Annotated in this window: 18 protein-coding genes; 10 read left to right on the top strand and 8 right to left on the bottom strand. The window is 67.3% G+C overall.

Annotated elements, in window-relative coordinates; all coding sequences use genetic code 11:
* Nucleotides 1-60 precede the first annotated feature (60 nt).
* Entirely contained in the window at nucleotides 61-1,917 is a 1,857-nt protein-coding gene (locus ACUDCK_RS12930; protein ID WP_231132851.1) for an EAL domain-containing protein, read from the bottom strand.
* Between the two features lie 125 nt (nucleotides 1,918-2,042).
* Between ACUDCK_RS12930 and rdgB the strand changes: the two genes are divergently transcribed.
* From rdgB to ntrC, 5 genes are all read left to right on the top strand, one after another.
* Nucleotides 2,043-2,666, top strand: coding sequence for an RdgB/HAM1 family non-canonical purine NTP pyrophosphatase (rdgB, locus tag ACUDCK_RS12935; protein WP_054502632.1), 624 nt, complete (start codon nucleotides 2,043-2,045; stop codon nucleotides 2,664-2,666).
* A 36-nt stretch (nucleotides 2,667-2,702) separates the two neighbouring features.
* Nucleotides 2,703-3,926 carry a radical SAM family heme chaperone HemW gene (gene hemW, locus ACUDCK_RS12940; RefSeq protein WP_175167351.1) on the top strand — a complete coding sequence of 408 codons (1,224 nt, stop codon included), beginning with the start codon at nucleotides 2,703-2,705 and terminating at the stop codon, nucleotides 3,924-3,926.
* Between the two features lie 184 nt (nucleotides 3,927-4,110).
* Nucleotides 4,111-5,523: a type I glutamate--ammonia ligase gene (glnA, locus tag ACUDCK_RS12945; protein WP_049073515.1), complete on the top strand. Its 1,413-nt coding sequence runs from the start codon at nucleotides 4,111-4,113 to the stop codon at nucleotides 5,521-5,523.
* A gap of 190 nt (nucleotides 5,524-5,713) precedes the next feature.
* The gene (glnL, locus tag ACUDCK_RS12950; RefSeq protein ID WP_064522984.1) at nucleotides 5,714-6,778 is read left to right on the top strand and encodes a nitrogen regulation protein NR(II); all 1,065 of its coding nucleotides are present in this window, start codon (nucleotides 5,714-5,716) and stop codon (nucleotides 6,776-6,778) included.
* On the top strand, nucleotides 6,778-8,280 hold the full coding sequence (gene ntrC / locus ACUDCK_RS12955; RefSeq protein WP_054502629.1) for a nitrogen regulation protein NR(I): 1,503 nt from the start codon (nucleotides 6,778-6,780) through the stop codon (nucleotides 8,278-8,280). Before glnL ends, ntrC begins: the two co-directional genes overlap by 1 nt.
* A 72-nt stretch (nucleotides 8,281-8,352) precedes the next feature.
* Here ntrC and ACUDCK_RS12960 read toward each other — a convergent pair whose 3' ends face one another.
* Complete coding sequence (locus tag ACUDCK_RS12960) at nucleotides 8,353-9,267, bottom strand: LysR family transcriptional regulator (protein WP_175167350.1); 915 nt, start codon at nucleotides 9,265-9,267, stop codon at nucleotides 8,353-8,355.
* Between the two features lie 180 nt (nucleotides 9,268-9,447).
* On the opposite strand from ACUDCK_RS12960, the gene ACUDCK_RS12965 reads away from it, so the two are divergent.
* Nucleotides 9,448-10,146: a pirin family protein gene (locus ACUDCK_RS12965; protein WP_064522982.1), complete on the top strand. Its 699-nt coding sequence runs from the start codon at nucleotides 9,448-9,450 to the stop codon at nucleotides 10,144-10,146.
* A gap of 77 nt (nucleotides 10,147-10,223) precedes the next feature.
* Nucleotides 10,224-11,129 (top strand): pirin family protein, encoded by a 906-nt coding sequence (locus tag ACUDCK_RS12970; protein WP_175167349.1) that lies wholly within the window; start codon nucleotides 10,224-10,226, stop codon nucleotides 11,127-11,129.
* Nucleotides 11,130-11,186: 57 nt separating this feature from the next.
* Here the strand turns inward: ACUDCK_RS12970 and prfH are convergent, their stop codons facing one another.
* Entirely contained in the window at nucleotides 11,187-11,810 is a 624-nt protein-coding gene (gene prfH, locus ACUDCK_RS12975; protein WP_175167348.1) for a peptide chain release factor H, read from the bottom strand.
* The gene (locus tag ACUDCK_RS12980; RefSeq protein ID WP_175167347.1) at nucleotides 11,810-12,946 is read right to left on the bottom strand and encodes an RNA ligase RtcB family protein; all 1,137 of its coding nucleotides are present in this window, start codon (nucleotides 12,944-12,946) and stop codon (nucleotides 11,810-11,812) included. Before ACUDCK_RS12980 ends, prfH begins: the two co-directional genes overlap by 1 nt.
* Nucleotides 12,947-13,364: 418 nt before the next feature.
* On the opposite strand from ACUDCK_RS12980, the gene ACUDCK_RS12985 reads away from it, so the two are divergent.
* Nucleotides 13,365-14,342, top strand: a complete 978-nt coding sequence (locus ACUDCK_RS12985) for a Bug family tripartite tricarboxylate transporter substrate binding protein (RefSeq protein WP_175167346.1) — start codon at nucleotides 13,365-13,367, stop codon at nucleotides 14,340-14,342.
* A gap of 95 nt (nucleotides 14,343-14,437) precedes the next feature.
* On the opposite strand, the gene ACUDCK_RS12990 is transcribed toward ACUDCK_RS12985, so the two are convergent.
* The 3 genes from ACUDCK_RS12990 to ACUDCK_RS13000 form a co-directional block, all read right to left on the bottom strand.
* Nucleotides 14,438-15,214: an ABC transporter ATP-binding protein gene (locus ACUDCK_RS12990; protein WP_175167345.1), complete on the bottom strand. Its 777-nt coding sequence runs from the start codon at nucleotides 15,212-15,214 to the stop codon at nucleotides 14,438-14,440.
* 5 nt (nucleotides 15,215-15,219) lie between these two features.
* The gene (locus tag ACUDCK_RS12995; protein WP_175167344.1) at nucleotides 15,220-16,890 is read right to left on the bottom strand and encodes an ABC transporter permease; all 1,671 of its coding nucleotides are present in this window, start codon (nucleotides 16,888-16,890) and stop codon (nucleotides 15,220-15,222) included.
* 152 nt (nucleotides 16,891-17,042) lie between these two features.
* Nucleotides 17,043-18,086 (bottom strand): Fe(3+) ABC transporter substrate-binding protein, encoded by a 1,044-nt coding sequence (locus ACUDCK_RS13000; protein WP_175167343.1) that lies wholly within the window; start codon nucleotides 18,084-18,086, stop codon nucleotides 17,043-17,045.
* A gap of 299 nt (nucleotides 18,087-18,385) precedes the next feature.
* Between ACUDCK_RS13000 and ACUDCK_RS13005 the strand changes: the two genes are divergently transcribed.
* Nucleotides 18,386-19,162 carry a ferredoxin--NADP reductase gene (locus ACUDCK_RS13005; RefSeq protein WP_026383518.1) on the top strand — a complete coding sequence of 259 codons (777 nt, stop codon included), beginning with the start codon at nucleotides 18,386-18,388 and terminating at the stop codon, nucleotides 19,160-19,162.
* A 118-nt stretch (nucleotides 19,163-19,280) separates the two neighbouring features.
* Nucleotides 19,281-20,509 (top strand): IS3 family transposase gene (locus tag ACUDCK_RS13010; protein WP_197487112.1). Its coding sequence is split into 2 segments (ribosomal slippage): nucleotides 19,281-19,628 and nucleotides 19,631-20,509, totalling 1,227 coding nucleotides; the frame shifts between segments, so codons are not numbered across the junction.
* Nucleotides 20,510-20,603: 94 nt separating this feature from the next.
* On the opposite strand, the gene ACUDCK_RS13015 is transcribed toward ACUDCK_RS13010, so the two are convergent.
* Nucleotides 20,604-21,581, bottom strand: coding sequence for a Bug family tripartite tricarboxylate transporter substrate binding protein (locus ACUDCK_RS13015; protein ID WP_064522970.1), 978 nt, complete (start codon nucleotides 21,579-21,581; stop codon nucleotides 20,604-20,606).
* Nucleotides 21,582-21,588 lie beyond the last annotated feature (7 nt).

Here is a 21,588-nt window from a genome sequence, read left to right on the forward strand (position 1 = left end):
CGGCGCGCGGTGTCGGTATTCCAGATCGACCAGGCGACGCAGGAGGCCGCCGGGCAGGCTTCAGCGCACGAGCTGCGGCAGGGCGCCGCCGTTGTAGCGCTCGGTCACCAGCGACAGGTTCCCATGCTTGACCTTGTGCTTGACATGGGCAGCGGCCGACGCGATGTCCTCCGGGCGGATGCGCTCGCATAGGGAAGGGGTGACGGTGAGCGCGCCGACCCCCAGCGTCACGAACGGGAAAAAGCGCGGCACGCCGTAACGGTCCTCGGCCTCGATGCCGCCGTTGCGGCGGCCCTCGTCGTCGTACAGGTCGATGGCGCGCTCGTTGAACTCGGCGATGACGCGCTGGATGCGCTCGTTCCAGTCGGCGCTGCGCAGCAGCACCACGAAGTCGTCGCCGCCGACGTGGCCGACGAAATCGCGCAGCGGATCGCAGTGGCGCTTGATGATGTCGGCGGTGAGCAGGATCATGTCGTCGCCGCGCCAGTAACCGTAGACGTCGTTGAATGGCTTAAAGTTGTTCAGGTCGCCGTAGCAGATGGTGAAATCGGCGGCGTCCTCCAGCAGCGTGGCGATGTGCCGGCTGATGGGAATGTTGCCCGGCAGCGAGGTCAACGGGTTGGCGTAGCGTGCGGCCTCGATGCGCATCTCGGTCACCGAGCGCACCAGCGTCTCGCCGGTGGCCAGGCCGTCGTAGCGGCCGTCGCGGGTGATGATGAGGCCGTCCATCAGGTAGCGCTGGTCTTCCGAGATCAACACGTGGCTCAACTGGTCGATCGACACGTCCAGGTCCACCAGCACCGGCTCGCCGTTCATGAAGGTCGAGCAGGCGTCGCGTCCGAACAGTTCGCGGGTGTAGCGCTGCGCGTAGTGTTCGGAGAAGTCGCGGCGGTTGATGATGCCCACCGGCCGGTTGTCGCCGTCGACCACCGCCACGGCGTGCAGGCTCTTGTGCTCGATGAACAGGCGGTGCACGTCGTCGTTGGTGTGCTTGTGCAGCAGCGCGGCCGGAGCCTCGACCCGCAGGCTGGCGGCGGTGCCGCCGGTCGAACGCTGCGACAGTGGGGCGGGCGCCCGCACCCGCAGCGAGTCGCGCAGCGGCGGGGTCAGTTCGGTCAGCAGGGCTTCGTCGGGGCGTCCCAGCAGCCAGCCCTGGGCGTAGCGGATCTCCAGGTCGCGCACCACCGCCAAGTCCTCGGCGGTCTCGATGCCCTCGGCCACGATGGCCGTGCCCAGGTACTGCGCCACCTTGAGGATGGCGCGCACCATGTTCTGCTTGCGATCGTCATGGCCGATGCCGTTGAAGAAGTAGCGGTCGATCTTGACCAGATCGGGCTGCATCTCGGCCCACAACTGCAGGTTGGAATTGCCCACGCCATAGTCGTCCAGGGCGATGCGCATGCCGTATTCGCGCAGGCAGGCAAAGGCGTTGCCCAGCGTCGACATGTGCTCGGACAGGGGATCCTGCTCGGTCAGTTCGACGATGATGTTGGACGGCGCCAGCGTGCAATCCTTGAGCAGGCGCAGCGGCATTTCGTCGCCCCACAGCGTCCAGTAGTGGATCAGCGCCGAACCCGACAGGTTCAGGAACAGCTTGCCGGCGGCCGCGGTCTGGTCGAAGCCCTGGGCGCCGGCCCGGAAGCTGGCCAGCTCCAGTTGCGGATGCAGGCCCTGGCGGCGGGCCTCGGCGAACAGGGCGTCGGGAAAGTGCAGGGTGGTGTCGACCGGGCCGCGGATCAGGCTTTCATGACCATAGATGCGGCTGTGCGAGAGGTCGATCACCGGCTGGAAGCGGGGGCGCAGCAGCCGTTCGCGCAGGATGCCGGCCAGGCTGACGGGGGCTGGCGCAGCGGCGCCGGCGGAATGGGTGGGCGCGCTGGCCGCAACCGGCCGTGGCAAAGCGTGAAGTGGGTTCATCGCCGGGGCGTTCAGATACGATCAGTGACAAGATTGCCCATATTGACGACGAAATATGTCTGTGTTGTTGCGCTTACACGTAACATGCCGCCCGGGGCGGTGACCGCGCCCTATACAATTTGGCCATGACTTCCCCCAAGATTCCCGATTCCCTGCGCCGCGTCGTGCTGGCATCCAACAACCCGGGCAAGCTGCGTGAGTTCTCCGCCTTGTTCGCCCCGCTCGGCATCGAGCTGGTGCCCCAGGGCGACCTGGGCGTGCCCGAGGCCGAGGAGCCCCACGTCACCTTTGTCGAGAACGCGCTGACCAAGGCTCGCCATGCCAGCCGCCTGACCGGGCTGCCGGCGCTGGCCGATGATTCCGGCCTGTGCGTGGCCGCGCTGGACGGCGCTCCGGGCGTGTATTCGGCGCGCTACGCCAAGATGCATGGCGGCGAGAAATCCGACCAGGCCAACAACGCGCTGCTGGTCGACAAGTTGGCGTCGGCGACCGACCGCAGCGCCTGTTATGTGGCGGTGCTGGCGCTGGTGCGCGGTGAAAACGACCCGCGCCCGCTGATCGGCGAAGGCCTGTGGCAGGGCGAAATCATCGACCAGCCGGAAGGCGAGAACGGCTTCGGCTACGATCCGCACTTCTACCTGCCCGACCAGGGCCTGACGGCCGCCGCGCTCGATCCCGAGGAAAAGAACCGCATCAGCCATCGCGCCCGCGCGCTGCGCGAACTGCTGAGCAAGCTGAACCAGGCTTGACCCCGGCGCGCGTGTGCGCCGCCGCCAGGAACACGAATGTCCATCACCATCCCCATCCGCTCCGAAATGGGCGCGGCCCGCTCGCGCCTGGTCACCCCGGCCGGCGCCACCCTGGCCAGCCTGCCGCCGCTGTCGGTCTATGTGCACGTGCCGTGGTGCGTGCGCAAGTGCCCGTACTGTGATTTCAATTCGCACGCCGCGCCCGGCGGCGAGATTCCCGAACGCGCCTACCTGGACGCGCTGCGCAGCGACCTGGAGCAGGCGCTGCCGTCGATCTGGGGGCGCCAGGTGGTTTCGGTGTTCATCGGCGGCGGCACGCCCAGCCTGCTGTCGGCCGCCGGCCTGGACGAATTGCTGGCCATGCTGCGCGCCTGTCTGAACATGTGGCCCGATGCGGAAATCACCATGGAGGCCAATCCCGGCACCGCCGAGGCCGGCCGTTTCCGCGACTACGCCGCCAGCGGCGTGACCCGTTTCTCGCTGGGCATCCAGAGCTTCGACGACGCCCAGTTGAAGAAGCTGGGCCGCATCCACGACGCGGCCCAGGCCCGCGCCGCCATCGAGATGGCCCAGCGCGCCGCGCCGCGCGTCAACCTGGACATGATGTTCGCGCTGCCGGGCCAGACCCTGGACGCCTGCGTGGCCGACCTGCGCCAGGCCATCGGCTTCGGCACCGAGCACCTGTCGCTCTATCACCTGACGATGGAGCCCAACACCGTCTTCGCCAAGTTCCCGCCCGAGGACCTGCCGGACGACGACGCCAGCGCCGCCATGCAGGACGCGGTCGAGGCCGAGCTGGCCGCGGCCGGCCTGGCGCGCTACGAGGTCTCGGCCTATGCCCGGCCCGGGGCGCGCTGCCGCCACAACCTGAACTATTGGGAGTTCGGCGACTACCTCGGCCTGGGGCCGGGCGCCCACGGCAAACTGTCGTTCCATGACCGCATCGTGCGCGAGGCGCGCCTGCGCAGCCCGGAGTCCTGGATGCGCGCGGCCGCCGCCGGCGACGGCAGCCACCTGGCGGAGAGCCGCCAGGTCGGCCCCGACGAGCTGCCGTTCGAGTTCATGCTGAACGCCCTGCGTCTGAAGGACGGCGTCGCGGCCACGCTGTTCAACGAGCGCACCGGCCTGTCGCTGGCCGCCATCGCGCACCAATTGGAGGCAGCGTCCGCCAAGGGCCTGCTGGACGCCGATCCCACCCGCCTGCGGGCCACGCCCCTGGGCTGGCGCTTCCTGAACGACCTGCAGGAAATGTTCCTGTAGCAATAAAGCACCATGATGGGGCAATCATGCCCCATCATTTGCACCAAGATGGTGCTACATTGCCCCATGACCTCACAGGCCTCCCCGGGCAATCCCGGGGGTGAGACCTGGCACGCTTATTGCTTCCCTCTTTTATGCCAGTCGAGCGGCACAGCCCTCGACCCTTTTATCTAATGGAGATGACATGGCAAGCCCGAAAGACGTCCTGAAACAGATCGCCGACAACGAAGTCAAATTCGTGGATTTCCGCTTTACCGATACGGTTGGCCGCGAGCACCACGTGTCGGTGCCCACTTCCGCTATCGATGAAGACAAGCTGGAAAGCGGGCAGGCTTTCGACGGTTCGTCGATCCCGGGCTGGAAGGGCATCGAAGCCTCCGACATGCTGCTCATCCCCGACCTGTCGACCGCCAACCTGGATCCGTTCCGCGAAGAGCCGACCCTGATCCTGTCGTGCGACGTGGTCGAACCGTCGGACCTGAAGGGCTATGACCGCGACCCGCGTTCGCTGGCCAAGCGCGCCGAAGCCTACCTGAAGGCCTCGGGCCTGGGCGACACCGCCTACTTCGGTCCGGAACCCGAATTCTTCGTGTTCGACGGCGTGACCTGGAACACCGACATGTCGGGCACCTTCGTCAAGATCAAGTCGGAAGAGGCCTCCTGGTCCACCGGCCTGGAATTCGAAGGCGGCAACACCGGCCACCGTCCCGCGGTCAAGGGCGGCTACTTCCCCGTTCCCCCGGTCGATTCGTTCCAGGACATGCGTTCGGAAATGTGCCTGCTGATGGAACAGATGGGCGTGCCGGTCGAAGTGCACCACCATGAAGTGGCCGGCGCCGGCCAACTGGAAATCGGCACCAAGTTCAGCACCCTGGTGCAACGTGCCGACTGGACCCAGATCGTCAAGTACATCGTGCACAACGTGGCCCATGCCTACGGCAAGACCGCCACCTTCATGCCCAAGCCCGTCGTCGGCGACAACGGTTCCGGCATGCACGTGCACCAGTCGATCTGGAAGGACGGCCAGAACCTGTTCGCGGGCAACGGCTATGCCGGCCTGTCGGAATTCGCGCTGTACTACATCGGCGGCATCATCAAGCACGCCCGCGCCCTGAACGCCATCACCAACCCGGGCACCAACTCGTACAAGCGCCTGGTCCCGCACTACGAAGCCCCGGTCAAGCTGGCCTACTCGGCCCGCAACCGTTCGGCCTCGATCCGCATCCCGTACGTGGGCAACCCGAAGGGCCGCCGCGTCGAAGCGCGCTTCCCGGACCCCCTGGCCAACCCGTACCTGGCCTTCTCGGCCCTGATGATGGCCGGCCTGGACGGCGTGCAGAACAAGATTCACCCCGGCGATCCGGCCGACAAGAATCTGTACGACCTGCCGCCGGAAGAAGACGCCAAGATCCCGACCGTGTGCTCCTCGCTGGAGCAGGCGCTGGAAGCGCTGGACAACGACCGCGAGTTCCTGACCCGCGGCGGCGTGTTCAGCAACGACATGCTCAACGCCTACATCGACCTGAAGATGGCCGATGTGAACCGTCTGCGCATGACCACGCACCCGGTCGAATTCGACATGTACTACAGCCTCTGATTTCCAGGGGTTGTGGCTGGGGGAGCGCGATGATGTAGGCAGAAACCAGGGCCGACACCACGCGCACCGCCAGGTCGCCGACCGACAGCCTGTCCCGCCGGCCCTCGCGCCGGCGGGCAGGGCGGCGCACGCAAGCGCCACCGGACCGGTGTGCCGATTTCCCCCTTGTAGTCATTCGGGTACGTTGAAAATGAATGTAGAAGCTCTCGATCTGCTTGCCACGTCCGTTTTCCTGGTCAACGCACGCGGGCATATCGAATACGCCAATGCGGCCGCCGAGGATTTGTTCGGCCGTTCCCGCAAGCAGCTCTGCGGCCACTCCGCCGCCACGCTGTTCGACAATCCGGAAAACATCCAATCGTCCATCGACCGCGCCGCGGCCGGCAGGTATGCCGACGTCAGGCAACTGGCCTCATTGCGCCGCGCCGCCGAATCGGTGGAAGTGGCGGTGACCACGGTCGGCTTGAGCGGCCAGGCCTGGCCGGTGCTGATCGAGACCCGCGAGATCGAGCAGCGCGTGCTGGCCGATCGCAACCATCGCCTGGTCGACGAGATCGAGGCGCACCGCGAACTGCTGCGCAACCTCGCGCACGAAGTCAAGAATCCCCTGGGCGGCTTGCGTGGCGCCGCGCAACTGCTGGAAGCCGAGCTGCCGAGCGCGGCGCTGGCCGAGTACACCCAGGTCATCATTTCCGAAGCCGACCGCCTGCAGGCGCTGGTGGACCGCCTGAGCGGCCCGCAACGCGTGCCGCTGAACGCGCGGCCGGTGAACATCCACGAGATCTGCGAGCGCGTCTGCGCCCTGATCCAGGCCGAATTCCGCAACGACGTCACGCTGGTGCGCGACTACGACGCGTCCATGCCCGACCTGAAGGGCGACGCCGCCCGCCTGATGCAGGCGGTGCTGAACGTGGCCCGCAACGCGGCGCAGGAACTGGTCGCGCGGCCGCAGACGCCCGGACTCGAACCTGGCGTCGTCACGCTGCGCACCCGCGTGGCGCGCCAGGTCATGCTGGCGCATCGGCAGCACCGCCTGGCGCTGGAGCTGTCCATCATCGATAACGGTCCCGGCGTGCCGGACCATATCCGCGACCGCATTTTCCATCCCCTGGTCACCGCCCGCGCCGGCGGGACCGGCCTGGGCCTGAGCCTGGCCCAGGATTTCGTGCAGCAGCACGGAGGCATCATCGAATTTGAATCCCGACCCGGGCGCACCGAGTTTCGCCTGGTCCTACCGATGGAGCCCGCACTCTGATGAAACCCGTATGGATCGTCGACGACGACCAGGCCATCCGCTGGGTCCTCGAAAAGGCCCTGGCCCGCGCCGGTGTCCCCACCCGTAGTTTCTCCCAGGCCGCCGACGTGCTCGACGCGCTGGCGCACGAGACGCCCGTCGCCCTGGTTTCCGATATCCGCATGCCCGGCGGCAACGGCCTCGAACTGCTGCGCCAGCTCAAGGAACGCCATCCTGGCCTGCCCGTCATCGTCATGACCGCCTTTGCCGACCTGGACAGCACCGTGTCGGCCTTCCAGGGCGGCGCCTTCGACTACCTGGCCAAGCCCTTCGACGTGAACGAAGCGGTGGCGCTGATCCAGCGCGCCATGCAGGAATCGGCCCAGCCCGAGAGTCCCGAAGGGCAGGGCGAGGCGCAGAACAACGAACGCTGGATGATGACGCAGTCGTCGTCCACCGCCATGCAGGAAGTGTTCCGCGCCATCGGCCGGCTGGCGCAGTCCAAGGTCACCGTGCTGATCACCGGCGAGTCCGGCACCGGCAAGGAACTGGTGGCGCGCGCGCTGCACGGCCATGGCATGCGCGCCGGCGGCCCGTTCGTGGCGCTGAACGCCGCCGCCATCCCGCGCGATCTGCTGGAAGCCGAACTGTTCGGCCACGAACGCGGCGCTTTCACCGGCGCCAACACGCTGCGCCGCGGCCGCTTCGAGGAAGCCCATGGCGGCACGCTGTTCCTCGATGAAATCGGCGACATGCCGATCGAATTGCAGACCCGCCTGCTGCGCGTGCTGGCCGAAGGCAGCTTCTACCGCGTCGGCGGCGCCCAGCCGGTGCGGGTCGACGTGCGCATCGTCGCCGCCACCCACCAGCCGCTGGAGCAGCGGGTCGAGCAGGGCCTGTTCCGCGAAGACCTGTTCCACCGCCTGAACGTCATCCGCCTGCGCCTGCCCCCGCTGCGCGAACGGGTCGAGGACATCCCCGCGCTCGCCAACCACTTCCTCACCGCCAGCGCGCGCGCCCTTGGCGTGCCGGTCAAGCGGCTGACTCCGGAAGCGCTGGCCGTCCTGACCAAGTTCGACTTTCCGGGCAACGTGCGCCAGTTGGAGAACTTCTGCCATTGGCTTACCGTCATGGCCCCTGGTCAGACCGTCGAACGCGCCGACCTGCCGCCCGAAATCCGCGCGATGGAACACGCGCCGGCCGCCGGCTCCGTATCGCCGCGACCGCCCGCCAGCGCCGGCGTTGCCGCCATCGGCACCGTGGTCCAGCACTCCGCGCCCGCCGCGGCCGACGAAGCCACGCCCCGCAACTGGCAGGACTCCCTGCTGCGCGACGCGCAGTACCGCCTAGAGCGCGGCGAACCCGCTGTCATGGCGACGCTGACGCGCCAGTTCGAGAAGATCCTGCTCCAAAGCGCCCTGGACGCCAGTCGCGGCCGCCGCGTGGAAGCCGCCTCAAGGCTGGGCATCGGCCGCAACACCATCACGCGCAAGCTGCGCGAGCTGGGCATCGAGGACGAGTAGGCCGCGTTGGCCCGGACCCCGGGGCGGCCGCTGCGCCGCCCGCGGGGCGTCCTTCAGAGGAAAATGGCGCGCTCAGGCCATGCCTAGCAGGCCCTCGCAAAGGCGCGGCGACTTCAACTTCTGCAGCCACCACTTCAACGCCTCGCCGGGCGCCTCCGCCCGCCACGCATACGCCACATGCTCGGTCAGCGACATCCCCTCATCGGTATCGCAGGCCACCAGCACGCCCTGCGCCAGGTAGGGCGCGGCCAGCGTCAACGGCAGGTAGCCGCATCCCAACCCGCGAATCTGGGCCTCGATCTTGGCCTGCATCGTGGGCATCACCAGCGTCGGCTGCTCTGCCAGGATGCCGCGCGACTGCGGCGGCAGGTTGCGCGAGGTATCGGCCACCACCACCGCGCAGTAGCGCGTGATGTCGGCGCGGCTCAGCGGCTGCGGCAGCGATGCGAGCGGGTGATGCGCCGCCACGCAGAAGCCGAATTGCGCCTGTCCCATCGTCTGTGAGCGGTAGGGGCCGGTCGGCTCGCCGGCCGCTCCCGCGCCGATCACGAGGTCGGCGCGGTTCGAGGTCAACGCATCCCAGTTGCCGCTCAGCACCTCGGTCGAAAAGCGCAGGGTCGTCGCGCTGCCCAGCGCCTGGAATTCCTCGACCAGGTCGTACAGCGGCCGCCAGGGCAGCACCGCGCTTACCGCGATGCGCAGCTCCACCTCCCAGCCGGTGGCGATGCGCTTGACCCGGCAGGCCAGGTCGTCGAGCGACTGCAGCACGTGGCGGCCGTCCTTGAGCAGCGCCTCGCCGGCCGGCGTCAGCAGCGCCCGGTGCCCGGAGCGGTCGAACAGCAGCACGTCCAGCCCGTCCTCCAGCTTGCGGATGGCGTAGGTCACGGCGGAGGGCACCTTGTCCAGCTCGCGCGCCGCCTTGGCAAAGCTGCCGTGGCGCGCGATCGCATCCACCAGGACGAGCAATTCGGGGGTGATCGGCTGCATGGGGAAGCTCCGGGCAATATCGTTCAAAAAAACTGAATGGTTTCTTCAAATCATAGCGTCAAATTGGCGCGCGAGTACGCGCACAATGTCACTCATGCCGGTCGAGCAGCCAGCGCCAAGCGAAAAAAGTCAGGCGCCGGTCCAAGCGAAACCATTCACATATTTGAAACAGGAGTCACCATGCTTACCATCCGCCGTAGCGCCGAACGCGGTCACGCCAACCACGGCTGGCTCGATTCGTTCCACACCTTCTCGTTCGCCAACTACTACGATCCCGCCCACATGGGCTTCGGCGCGCTACGCGTGATCAACGACGACCGCATCGCCGCCGGCCGCGGCTTCGGCACCCACGGCCACCGCGACATGGAGATCATCACCTACGTGCTGGACGGCGCCATTGCGCACAAGGACAGCATGGGCAGCGGCTCCACCATCCAGCCCGGCAACGTGCAGCGGATGAGCGCCGGCCGCGGCGTGATGCACTCCGAGTTCAACCCGCGCGCCGACAAGGAAACGCACATGCTGCAGATCTGGATCGAGCCGAACGTCACCGGTATCGCGCCGGAGTATGAGGAAAAGGCCTTCACCGACGCGCAAAAGCGCGGCCGTCTGCAAGCCCTGGTGTCGGGCGACGGCGTCGACGGCTCGATGACGATCCATCAGGACGTGCGGCTCTATGCCGGCCTGTTCGACGGCGACGAGTCGGCCACGCTGGAACTGGCCCCCGGCCGCCGCGCCTGGGTGCACGTGGCCCGCGGCAGCCTGACGGTCAACGGCGTGGCGCTGGCGGCCGGCGACGCGGTCGCCATCAGCGATGAAACGCGGGTGGCGCTGTCCGGCGGCGACAACGCCGAAGTGCTGGTGTTCGATCTGGCTTGAGGCCGGCAGCCGGGTGGATCGCCGATCCGCCCGGCCTTAACATGGCCCCGAGACGGCCAACCTACAGGAGTATTCCCATGTCCACTTTGTCCCAAGCCGGCGACAGCCAGATCGAAACCGTGGTGGTGCCGCGCAGCAGCGACCTGGGCGGCTTCGAAGTCCGGCGCGCGCTGCCCTCGGCGCAGCGTCGCACCGTCGGCCCGTTCGTCTTCCTGGACCACATGGGCCCGGTTGAATTCACGGCCGGCTCGGGCATCGACGTGCGCCCGCATCCGCACATCGGCCTGTCCACCGTCACCTATCTGTACGAAGGCTCGATGGTGCATCGCGACGGCGCCGGCAACACCCAGACCATCCTGCCCGGCGAGGTGAACTGGATGACGGCCGGCCGCGGCATCGTGCACTCCGAACGCTCCTCGCCCGAAAGCCGCCAGGCCGCGCAGCGCCTGGCCGGCCTGCAGATCTGGGTCGGCCTGCCCAAGGCCCACGAGGAAACCGATCCCGGTTTCACCCACTATGGCCTGGACGCCCAGCCGGTGGTCGAGGGCGAGGGGGTGCGCGCGCAGGTCGTGGCCGGCTCGCTGTTCGGCAAGACCTCGGCCGTCAAGACCCACTCGCCGCTGTTCTATGGCGACATGCAGTTGCGCGCCGGCGCCGTCACCGTGCTGCCCGCGGAATACGAAGAGCGCGCCGCCTACCTGGCGATCGGCTCGGTTGAGATCGATGGCCAAGTGTTCGAGAGCGGCCGCCTGATCGTTTTCGCCCCGGGCCGTCCGGTGCAGATCCGCGCCTGTACCGACGCGCGCTTCGCGGTGCTGGGCGGTGAACCGCTGGAAGGCCCGCGCTTCCTCTGGTGGAATTTCGTCTCCAGCAGCAAGGACCGCATCGAGCAGGCCAAGGAAGACTGGCAGCGCAACCGCTTCGGCCAGACCGTGCCGGGCGACGAGACCGAGTTCATCCCGCTGCCGCCGCCGCGGGCTTGACGCGCCCGGCCGGAGCGCCGGGCGACATGCGCCTGGCGGCTCCGGCCGGTTCGCCGTCTATCCGGCTTTCAACAACTCGAACGCCTCGCCCTTGAACACGCGCGCGGGACCACCCCGTGCCACCTCGTGGTGGAATTGGCGCCGCCGGGCCCGCTCCGTGGCATGCGCGGCCTGCTCATGTTGGGCCAGCCGATGCGCGATCAGCAGCGCGGCGATGCGCTTGTTGGCATGCTGGCTGCGCTCGGACTGCACCTTCACGCTGATGCCCGTCGCCACGTGCGTCGCGCGCACCGCGGATTCCGTCTTGTTGACGTGCTGGCCGCCCGGCCCGGATGCGCGCGTCGTTTCGAAGCGTATCTCCGTGTCCTGGCGGATGGCCGGCGGGTCGCAACGCAACGCGCCGATGAACCAGTTCTTGCGCAGGTGGCCAGGGCGATAAGGGCTGGGGCAGATCCACTGGATCGATCCCTCCCAACACGCGGCCAGGCCGGCCGCGCCCGGACCATCGAGGGCCAGCAGCACCGAGCGATAGGTGCCGGCTCGGACGCCGGTCTCCTGTTCGAGGATATCGATGCCAACGCCACGGGCCTCGGCCTCGCGCAACAGGTAGGCGAGGGCCTTGGCGACCGCCAGGCAGCACTCATCGGGGCCCTGGGCCGCGGATAACTGTAGCAGCATCATCAGCAGCACTCCCCCCGGGTCTTGTAGGTCAACACCGGGCGCAGCCTGGCCAGCACCGTCAGCAGGCCCGCCTGTTGCAGGCTGGCGATGATGCTGTCCACGGGTTTGTACGCCTCCGGCGCTTCCTCATAGATCAGTTGCTTGTCCTGGCAGATGACATGGCTGCCCAACCGGGTCTTGCTCAGTTGCGCGGGACTGTAGCGCTTGAACAGCCGGTCCTTGCACTCGCTGCGCATCCACTTGCGGCCCGCGCCGTGTGCCAGCGAGAACAGGCTGGCCTCGCTGGCGATCGGCGCCACCAGATAGCTGAAGTCGCCGCGCGAACCGGGGATGATGACCGGTCCGCCGTCGGACGGGGTCGCGCCCTTGCGGTGCAGCCAGCCCGCTTCTCCGGCGATGACGGCGGGGGTTACCAGGTTGTGGTCGACGTCCAGTACCTGTTCGCCATCCACGCCCCAGCGTGCCAGCATGCGGCGCGCAATGAGGTGGCGATTGGCCTGCGCGAATCGCAAGGCGTCGTCGTGTTGCGCCAGGTAATCCCGGCATGCGGCGCTGTCCTGCTCGAGGCCGTCATGGCCATGGCGACGGACGTGTTCCTCCAGGATCGAGCGGCCCAGGCCCCGCGAACCGCTGTGCACCAGCAGCAGCAGCTTTTTCTCGTCGATGCGCAAGGCCGCCAATGCCTGCGCATCGTGGATTTCGTCGATGCACTGCAGCTCGGCGAAGTGGTTGCCGCCGCCGATGGTGCCCAGCGCCTGCCGATGGCCGACGCCGGCGGGCGCCAGTTCCGACACCAGCGCCTGCCACGAGTCGTCCAGCGGTTCGTCGATGTTGCGCAGCCGCTTGTCGAGCTTGTCCGGCGCGACTTTGCGGCTTTCGAGATGCGTCGACCAGAGCGCCATGCCGCAGCCGATGTCGCCGCCGATCAAGGCCGGATACAGGCGGCCGAGCGAGAAGAACGCGGCGCCCACCGGATAGCCGCGTCCGGGATGCAGGTCCGGCATGCCCGCGACGTGGCGCATGCCGGCGAGCCTGGCGGTGGTATGGAGTTGTTGGATCGCGTTGCCTTCGATCCAGGTGTCGTCCGAGGCGATCAATGTGACGCGCTCGGACAGTGCTTGAATGCAATTGCCCATGGAAATTCCAGATCAGGTCATGAGGAGGGCCGCTCTCATTGCGATACGAATGAGAGACCCTGTCAGGCAGGTCCGGGCCTGGGCAATGCGAATGGTCTGCCGCGAAGATGCGGCAAGGAAATTCGAACGTGCTAGACGCGGCCTGCAACGGGGGAAGTCTGTTGTTGCATGGTGCTTTCCTCCTGTGCAGTACGGTGTGTGGGGATAGGGCGGCGCATCGGGCGCGGCGCCTCGGGGCCGGCGAAGCCGCGGCGCAATCAGGGCGCCGCTTGCCGGGAAGTCCGCACTGTATCACCGATCGCGGCGGATTGATCCGCGCACGTGCGAAGAACCGCGGTTTCGTTCGTCATGGCGTCTGAATTGCGCCACACAGTATGATGCGCATCCCTAACGTGATAACAATCGGGATGGAGACATCATGCAACGCTTTACCCTGAACGCGCTGCGCGGCCTGGCCGCGCTGGCGCTGATCCATGGCGCCAATGCCGCGCTGGCCGCCGGCTATCCGGCCAAGCCCATCGTGTTCATCGTGCCGTACACCGCCGGCGGCACCACCGACCTGGTGGCGCGCACCGCCGGCGCGAAAGTGGCCGAGAAACTGGGCCAGCCGGTCATCGTCGAGAACCGTCCGGGCGCCGGCGGCAGCATCGGCATGGACGCCGTGGCCAAGGCCGCGCCGGACGGCTACACCATCGGCTTCGGCGCCATCTCCACCAATGCGCTGAACCCCTTCGTCTATCCGTCGATGCCGTTCGATCCGACCAAAGACTTCACCGGCATCAGCATGCTGGGCGCGTCCTCGGTGGTGCTGGAGACCGGCCCGTCGCTCAAGGCCGACAGCGTCAAGGACCTGGTGGCCTACGCCAAGCAGCATCCCGGCACGGCCTTCGGCACCCCGGGCACCGGCACCTCGATGCACCTGGCCGGCGTCATGTTCGACCAGCTCACCGGCGCCGGCATGCAGCACATTCCCTACAAGGGCAGCGCGCAGGCGCTGAACGACCTGCTGGGCGGCCATCTGCCGATCCTGTTCGATAACCTGCCGGCCTCGCTGCCGCACATCAAGTCGGGCAAGGTCCACGCGCTGGCGGTTACCGGCAGCAAGCGCGCGCCTGCCTTGCCGGACGTGCCGACGCTGGCCGAGCTGGGCTATGGCGGGGCGGTGGTGGATCCGTGGTTCGCCGTCTATGGCCCGGCCAGGATGCCGGCGGAAATCACCAACGCGTTGAGCGAAGCCTTCCAGGCCGCGCTGGCGATGCCGGACGTCAAGGACAAGCTGGAGCAGGCCGGTTTCATGCCCTATGGCTCGACGCCGGCGGAGGTGGAGCGCCTGACCCGCAGCCAGTACGAGTCGTTCAAGGCGCTGTCGCAGAAGGTGAAACTGTCGGCCGACTGATCGGCCGTCGAGGGCGCGGGCCGCGCCGCCGGCCGGACCCGCCGCAATCGCCGGTTCGTCGCGTGCCGCGCCCGTGCCCGGGCGCGGCCCGTGGATCAGCGCCCGCGCGCGAAGACCTGCTCGCGTTGCTCCACCAGCGCTTCGCGGCGGATGAAGTCGCGCACGAAGTCGTCGGTCGGGTGGTGGTGCAGGTTGTAGGGCGTGTCCCACTGGGCGATGCGCCCGGATGCCATGACGCCGATGCGGTCGGCGATGGCGAAGGCCTCGGCCTGGTTGTGGGTCACCAGGATGGCAGTGTGGCCCGTGGTCTTCAGGATCTCGCGCACCTCGAAGGCGAGGCGCTCGCGGGTGTCGACGTCCAGATTCGAGAACGGCTCGTCCAGCAGCAGCAGGTCGGGCGAGGGCGCCAGGGCCCGCGCCAGCGCCACGCGCTGCTGCTGCCCACCGGAGATCTCGTGCGGATAGCTGTTGGCGGCATGCGCCAGGCCGACCAGCGCCAGCATTTCCTCGACGCGGCGGGTGCGTTCGGCGCGCTCCAGGCGGCGCAGGCCGAAGGCCACGTTCTGCGCCACCGACAGGTGCGGGAACAAGGCGTAGTCCTGGAACATCATGCCGACGCGGCGCTTTTCCGGCGCGACCTGCTCGGAGGGCGAGGAGATGACCGCGCCATCGAGCAGGATACGGCCGGCGCGCACCGGCTCGAAGCCGGCGATGGCGCGCAGCACCGTGGTCTTGCCGCAGCCGGATTCGCCCAGCAGGCAGCCGATGTGGCCGGCCGGCAGGCCCAGCGTCAGGTCCTGCACCACGGGCCGCAGGCCCTTGGGGGTGTCGTAGGCCAGCGAGATGTGATCGAGTTCAAGCAGATCGGGCACGATGTTCAATGTCCCATTTTCAGATTGGTGCGGGCCAGCAGGATGACGGGCAGCAGGCCGGCCAGCACGATCGCCAGCGCGGCGACCGCGCCTTCCTCGTAGGTGCCGCGGGCCGCTTCGGCGTAGAGCCAGGTGGCAAGCGTGTCGAAATTCATGGGCCGCAGCAGCAGCGTGGCCGGCAATTCCTTCATGGCGTCCACGAACACCAGCAGCGCGCTGGCCGCCAGCGCCGGGCGCAGCAGCGGCAGGTGGACGCGGCGCAAGGTGCCCGCCGAGCTTTCGCCCAGCAGCCGCGAGGCCTGTTCCAGCGACGGCGGAATGCGCGCCAGGCCGGCTTCGAGCGCGCCGGTGGAGATGGCCAGGAAGCGGATGGCATAGGCGCACACCAGCGCCGCCATCGAACCCATCAGGAACAGGCCGCCGCCGCCAAAGACCTTGGCCACGGCGGTGTCGATCCAGACGAAGGGGGTGAGCAGGCCGATGGCCAGGACGGTGCCGGGCACGGCGTAGCCCAGGCTGGCGACGCGGGCGCAGGCGCGGCCCGGATTGAAGCCGGCGCTTTCGCGCAGCGTGCGGCCGGCCCAGGCCACGATCAGGCCGCAGAGCAGCGTCACAATGGTGGCGCTGAACGCCACGATCAGCGTGTTGCCCAAGCCGTTTAGCAGTTGGTTGGAAACGCCGCCCACCAGGTGCAGGCGCTTGTAGGTCTCGACCACCAGGTACAGCGCCGGCGCCACGAAGCCGATGATCACGGGAATCCAGCCCAGCACCGCCGCCAGCACGGCGGCCGCGCCGCGCAGTCGCCGCGGCTGCATCGGCCGCATGCGTTGCGTGTTGGCGTAGCGCTGGCGCTTGCGGCCATGGCGTTCGAGCAGGATCAGGCCGATCACGATGGCCAGCATGGTCAGCGCGATCTGCGCCGCGCCGGCCAGGTCCGAGCGCGTGACCCAGGTGGTGTAGACGGAGACGGTCAGCGTCTGCACGCCCAGGAATTCGGACGCGCCGATGTCGTTCAGGGTTTCCAGCAGCGCCAGGCTGACGCCCACCACGATGGCCGGACGAGCCAGCGGCAGCGCCACCCGGAAGAACACGCCATAGCGGCCCGCGCCCAGCGTGCGCGCCGCTTCCAGCAGGCTGGCCGCCTGCGTCATGAACATGACGCGGGTGCTCAGGTAGACATAGGGATACAGCACGAAGCCCAGCACGAAGATCGCGCCCTGTATCGAGCGCAGGTCCGGCAGCCGGAACTGGCGCGGGCTGTCGTAGCCCAGCAGCGCGCGGATGGCGCTCTGGATCGGGCCGATCGGGTGCAGCAGGTCGAGATAGGCGAAGGCGATGATGTAGGTCGGCACCGCCAGCGGCAGCAGCAACGCCCAGGTCAAGGTGCGCCGCGAGGGGAATTCGTAAGCCGTCACCAGCCAGGCCGAGCCGGTGCCCAGCAGGGTCACCAGCACGCCGACGCCAGCCAGCAGCGCGGCGGTGTTGGTCAGCGCCTGCGGCAACACGTAGGTAGCCAGGTGGCGCCAGTGCGACAGATCGCCGCCCAGCGCCCACCAGACCAGGGTCAGCACCGGCGCCAGCACCGCCAGGCCGATCAGGGCGGCGCCGGCCAGCCAGCCAGCGCCGCGTTCAGTCCAGCGCAAACGCAGTGGCCGGGGCAGGGAATCTGTATGCATGCTTCACAAGAGTTACTGCGGGGAAGGCGCTGCGCGGGCGGCGCCTGTAGTAGCGTCAAGGCCTGCCGTCGCGCGTCCCGGGAGTTTTCCGGGCGAGCAAGGGCAGGCCTGAGAGCCGCGAGACGGCGCCAGGGGGCGCCGCCTTGCCGCGTTTAGTTGTCGAAACCGACCTTGTCCACCAGCTCGCTGGCTTGCTTGCGGTACTTGGCGATCTCGGTCAGGGGCAGGGGATCGACCTTCAGTTCGCCGAAGCTGGCGATGACCGGGTCGAGCTTGACGCCCTTGCGCACCGGGTACTCGTAGTTGGCCTGCGCGTACAGGGCCTGCGCCGGCTCGGACACCAGGAAGTCCAGCAGCTTGATGGCGTTGGCCTTGTTGGGCGCGTGGGCCGCCACGGCCGCGCCGCTGACGTTCACGTGAGTGCCGCCGCTCTTTTCGTTGGCAAAGGTCGGGCGGACCACCTTGATGGCGTCGCCCCACTTGCGGGCGTCGGTGCCGGGCTCGGCGTTCTTCATGTGGCCGACGTAGTAGGCATTGGCCAGGCCGATGTCGCAGATGCCGCCCAGGATGTCGCGGGCCACGTCGCGGTCGCCGCCGGCGGCCTTGCGGGCCAGGTTGGCCTTGACGCCGCGCAGCCACTTCTCGGTGGCCTCGGCGCCGTCATGGGCGATCATGGAGGCGACCATGGCGGTGTTGTAGGGGTGCTGGCCCGAGCGGATGCAGACCTTGCCCTTCCATTTCGGGTCGGCCAGGTCTTCGTAGCGGAAGGATTCCAGCTTCAGGTCCTTTTCGACGTACAGCACGCGGTCGCGCAACGACAGGGCGTACCATTTGCCATCTGCGCCGCGCAGGTTGGCGGGGATGACGGATTCCAGCGTCTGCGACTTGATCGACTGCGTCACGCCGCCATCCACCAGGTCGAGCAGGTTGCCGATGTCGACCGTCATGAGCACGTCGGCGGGCGACTTGACGCCTTCGGCCTTGACGCGCTCGAGCAGGCCGTCCTTGACGAACACGGTGTTGACCTTGATGCCGCTTTCCTTGGTGAAGGCGTCCAGCAGCGGCTGGATCAGCTTCGGTTCCCGGGTGGTGTAGAGGCTGACTTCCTCGGCCGCGTGGGCCGGGACGGCGAAGGCGGCGGCGCCGGCCAGGGCCAGGGCGCGCAGCAGGGTGGTCATTTGGGGACGCTTGGACATAGGGACTCCGGCAAAGCGGTCTGCTAACGAAAATGATTATCAAGTCAGAGCGGGACGATAACAGGAAGTTTTATCGTATTCAACTCAATGTAAGACTGCGCATAAGACCCTTGATCCCCATCAATACGGCATAAGGGTATTACGGAATAATGAGAGCAATTATCATCAAGTCCCTGTAGAATAGGGACAACCCTAATGCCGGGCGCGTCTTTTGTGCGCCATGGCGAACCCCTCGCGGAACGAGCCGAGGCCGTCGCGGTTTCCCGTCGACCCCTGGTCCCGCCCTTACTAGATACGACATGGCTGCTTTCAATACCGAGCGCGTGCTGAGCGTGCACCACTGGAACGACACCCTGTTCTCCTTCACCACCACGCGTGACGCGGCCCTGCGGTTCCACAACGGCCACTTCGTCATGATCGGCCTGGAAGTCGAAGGCAAGCCGCTGCTGCGGGCGTACAGCATCGCCAGCGCCAATTACGAAGAGAACCTCGAATTCCTCAGCATCAAGGTGCAGAACGGTCCGCTGACCTCGCGCCTGCAGCATCTGAAGGAAGGCGACACCATCCTGGTGAGCCGCAAGCCGGTCGGCACGCTGGTGGTCGACGACCTCAAGCCGGGCAAGCACCTGTTCCTGTTCGGCACCGGCACGGGCCTGGCGCCCTTCATGAGCATCATCAAGGATCCGGACGTCTACGAACGCTTCGACAAGGTCATCCTGGTGCATGGCGTGCGCTGGGTCAGCGAGCTGGCCTACGCCGACTTCATCGAGAACGAACTGCCCAACAACGAGTTCTTCGGCGACGTGGTGCGCGAAAAGCTGGTCTATTACCCGACCGTCACGCGCGAGCCGTTCCGCAACCAGGGCCGCATCACCGAGCTGATGGAAAGCGGCAAGCTGTGCGAAGACATCGGCATTCCCCAGATCAACCCCGAAACCGATCGCGCCATGATCTGCGGCAGCCCGCACATGCTGGCCGACATCAGCGCCATGCTGGACAAGCGTGGTTTCGTGGTGTCGCCGGGCGTGGGCCAGCCGGGCGACTACGTGGTCGAGCGCGCCTTCGTCGACAAATAAGTCGCGCTTCATCCGCTCCAGCAAAAAGCCCCGTCGCATCTGCGACGGGGCTTTTTTGTTTCTGCTGACCCGTCCTGAATTTGGTTGACACCTTTTTGAGAGAAAAAAGGAGAGTCAATTGGAATCAAGGATCAAGCGAACCCAGCGGGATTACAGCCTGGCTTTTAAACTGTCGGTGGTCGAGCAGGTGGAAAAAGGCGAGCTGACGTACAAAGAGGCGCAGCGTCGCTACGGGATCCAAGGCCGGTCGACGGTGCTGGTGTGGCTGCGCAAGCATGGTCGCCCGGGCTGGAGTGGCTGGAGCTTGCCGACGGTCAGAGGAGTGGATATGGATCGTCAGGGCAAGGGACTCACGCCCGAGCAGCGGATCAAGGAGCTGGAGGTTCAGCTCAAGGAGGCGCGCGAGAAGGCGCAGTTGTTCGAGGCCGTGGTCAACGTGCTGGAGAAAGACTACGGGGTGCGCGTCGTAAAAAAGCCTTCGGGCAAGTCCTCACGCAAAAGCTCGTCCAAGGGTTGAGCGTGGCAAGGGCTTGCCGCTACATGGGGCACAGCCGCCAGGCCTATTACAAGGGCAGGCACAGGGAGCGAGAGCGCCAGCAGCAGGCTTGCCAGGTGGTGTCGATGGTGACGGCGTTGCGGGTCCGGCAACCGAAGTTGGGTACGCGTAAGCTACATCACGTGCTGCGCCAGCCGCTGCGCGAGGCGGGGATCAAGGCCGGGCGCGATGCGCTGTTCGACATCCTGCGCAGCGCCCGGATGCTGGTCAGACCGCGCCGGGCGTATCACAAGACCACGGACAGCCATCACCGCTTCCGGCGCCACCCGAACCTGCTCAAGGCGGGTCAAGGCCAGGTGGTGGCGACCGGCCCCGAGCAGGTCTGGGTGGCGGACATCACCTACCTGCCGACCGACCAGCGGTGCACCTACTTGAGCCTGGTGACCGATGCCTACTCGCGCAAGATCGTGGGCTACCACGTGGCCGAGAATCTGCAGACCGAAGGGGTGCGCCGCGCGCTGGAGATGGCGTTGCGCTCGCGGCGCTCGAGTCAGCCGTTGGTGCACCACTCGGATCGAGGCATCCAGTACTGCTCGACGTACTACCAGCGCCTGCACGCCCGCCATGGCATCCGTTGCTCGATGACCGACGGCTACGACTGCTACCAGAATGCCTTGGCCGAGCGGGTCAACGGCATCCTGAAGGGAGAGCTGTTGCTCCAAAGACCCGCTGATCTGGCCCAAGCCAGGCTCATGGTCAGGCAGTCTGTCCAGATCTACAACACCGAGCGCCCACATCTGTCCCTACAATGCAAAACACCCGATGAAGTTCATCGGGTGCTCAGTCCGTAATCGCTACGGATACCGTCCCGTAGGTGTCAACCTAGGGCAGGACGGGTCATGCGGGAAAGGCGCCAGCAGGGCGGCGCGCAGCCGCCCGGGACGGTCATTCCGGCTGGATGCCGGCCTTCTTGATGATGTCGCCCCACTTCTTCGACTCGGCCTGCTGGAACTGCGCCAGCTCGTCCGGCGTGGAGCTGGCCGGGTCGGTGCCTGTCTGGGCGTAGAACTGCTTGGCCGGCGCGCTCTGCGTGGCCTTGACCAGCAGTTCGTTCAGGCGCTTGACGACGTCGGGCGGGGTGCCGGCCGGCGCATAGGCCGCGAACCAGTAGCCCATCTCGTAGCCCGGCACGCCGGATTCGGCGATGGTGGGCACGTCCGGCGCCAGCGGCGAGCGTGCCTGGCCGGTCACGCCCAGGGCCCGCAGCTTGCCCGACTTGACCTGGGGGAGCCCGGTGGCGGTGTCGGTGATCATCATGTCGATCTGGCCGCCGAGCAGGTCGGTGACGGCCAGCGGGTTGCTCTTGTAGGGCACGTGCAGCAACTGAACGCCGGCCATCTGCTGCAGCAGTTCCCCGGCGATGCGGCTGCTGGAGCTGCCGCTGCCGAAGCTCAGCTTGCCGGGCGACTGGCGCGCCTGCGCCAGGAAGTCGCCGACCGACTTGGCGGTCGAATTGGGGTTGACCACCATGATCTGGCCGCCCTTGCCGAGCAGCGAGATCGGCGCGTAGTCCTTGACCGGCTGGTAGGTCAGCGTCTTGTACAGGTGTTCGTTGGCGGCGTGGGTGGTGTTGGTGGTGATGAGCACCGTGTAGCCGTCGGGCGCGGCGCGGGCGGCGGCGGCGGCGCCGATCATGGCGCTGGCGCCGGGCTTGTTCTCGATCACCACGGCCTGGCCGGTCTGTTCGGTGACGCCCTGGCCGATGGCGCGGCCGATCTGGTCGGTGGCGCTGCCGGCGGCGAACGGCACGATGAAGGTGATGGGCTTGGTCGGAAAGCCGTTGGCGGCGGCGCCCTGGGCCAGGGCGGTCAGCGGCATGGCGGCCAGCAGCAGGGCCAGCCGGCCCTTGAGGGTAAAGCGCATGATGTGT

It is taken from the genome of Achromobacter sp. CF-sbj1-Ac2-l (assembly GCF_052698165.1).

Bases quoted from the DNA above. Each gene is read 5' to 3' on its own strand.
- ACUDCK_RS12930 (WP_231132851.1), bottom strand. From the start codon at position 1,917: ATGAACCCACTTCACGCTTTGCCACGGCCGGTTGCGGCCAGCGCGCCC.
- rdgB (WP_054502632.1), top strand. From the start codon at position 2,043: ATGACTTCCCCCAAGATTCCCGATTCCCTGCGCCGCGTCGTGCTGGCA.
- hemW (WP_175167351.1), top strand. From the start codon at position 2,703: ATGTCCATCACCATCCCCATCCGCTCCGAAATGGGCGCGGCCCGCTCG.
- glnA (WP_049073515.1), top strand. From the start codon at position 4,111: ATGGCAAGCCCGAAAGACGTCCTGAAACAGATCGCCGACAACGAAGTC.
- glnL (WP_064522984.1), top strand. From the start codon at position 5,714: ATGAATGTAGAAGCTCTCGATCTGCTTGCCACGTCCGTTTTCCTGGTC.
- ntrC (WP_054502629.1), top strand. From the start codon at position 6,778: ATGAAACCCGTATGGATCGTCGACGACGACCAGGCCATCCGCTGGGTC.
- ACUDCK_RS12960 (WP_175167350.1), bottom strand. From the start codon at position 9,267: ATGCAGCCGATCACCCCCGAATTGCTCGTCCTGGTGGATGCGATCGCG.
- ACUDCK_RS12965 (WP_064522982.1), top strand. From the start codon at position 9,448: ATGCTTACCATCCGCCGTAGCGCCGAACGCGGTCACGCCAACCACGGC.
- ACUDCK_RS12970 (WP_175167349.1), top strand. From the start codon at position 10,224: ATGTCCACTTTGTCCCAAGCCGGCGACAGCCAGATCGAAACCGTGGTG.
- prfH (WP_175167348.1), bottom strand. From the start codon at position 11,810: ATGATGCTGCTACAGTTATCCGCGGCCCAGGGCCCCGATGAGTGCTGC.
- ACUDCK_RS12980 (WP_175167347.1), bottom strand. From the start codon at position 12,946: ATGGGCAATTGCATTCAAGCACTGTCCGAGCGCGTCACATTGATCGCC.
- ACUDCK_RS12985 (WP_175167346.1), top strand. From the start codon at position 13,365: ATGCAACGCTTTACCCTGAACGCGCTGCGCGGCCTGGCCGCGCTGGCG.
- ACUDCK_RS12995 (WP_175167344.1), bottom strand. From the start codon at position 16,890: ATGCATACAGATTCCCTGCCCCGGCCACTGCGTTTGCGCTGGACTGAA.
- ACUDCK_RS13000 (WP_175167343.1), bottom strand. From the start codon at position 18,086: ATGTCCAAGCGTCCCCAAATGACCACCCTGCTGCGCGCCCTGGCCCTG.
- ACUDCK_RS13005 (WP_026383518.1), top strand. From the start codon at position 18,386: ATGGCTGCTTTCAATACCGAGCGCGTGCTGAGCGTGCACCACTGGAAC.
- ACUDCK_RS13015 (WP_064522970.1), bottom strand. From the start codon at position 21,581: ATGCGCTTTACCCTCAAGGGCCGGCTGGCCCTGCTGCTGGCCGCCATG.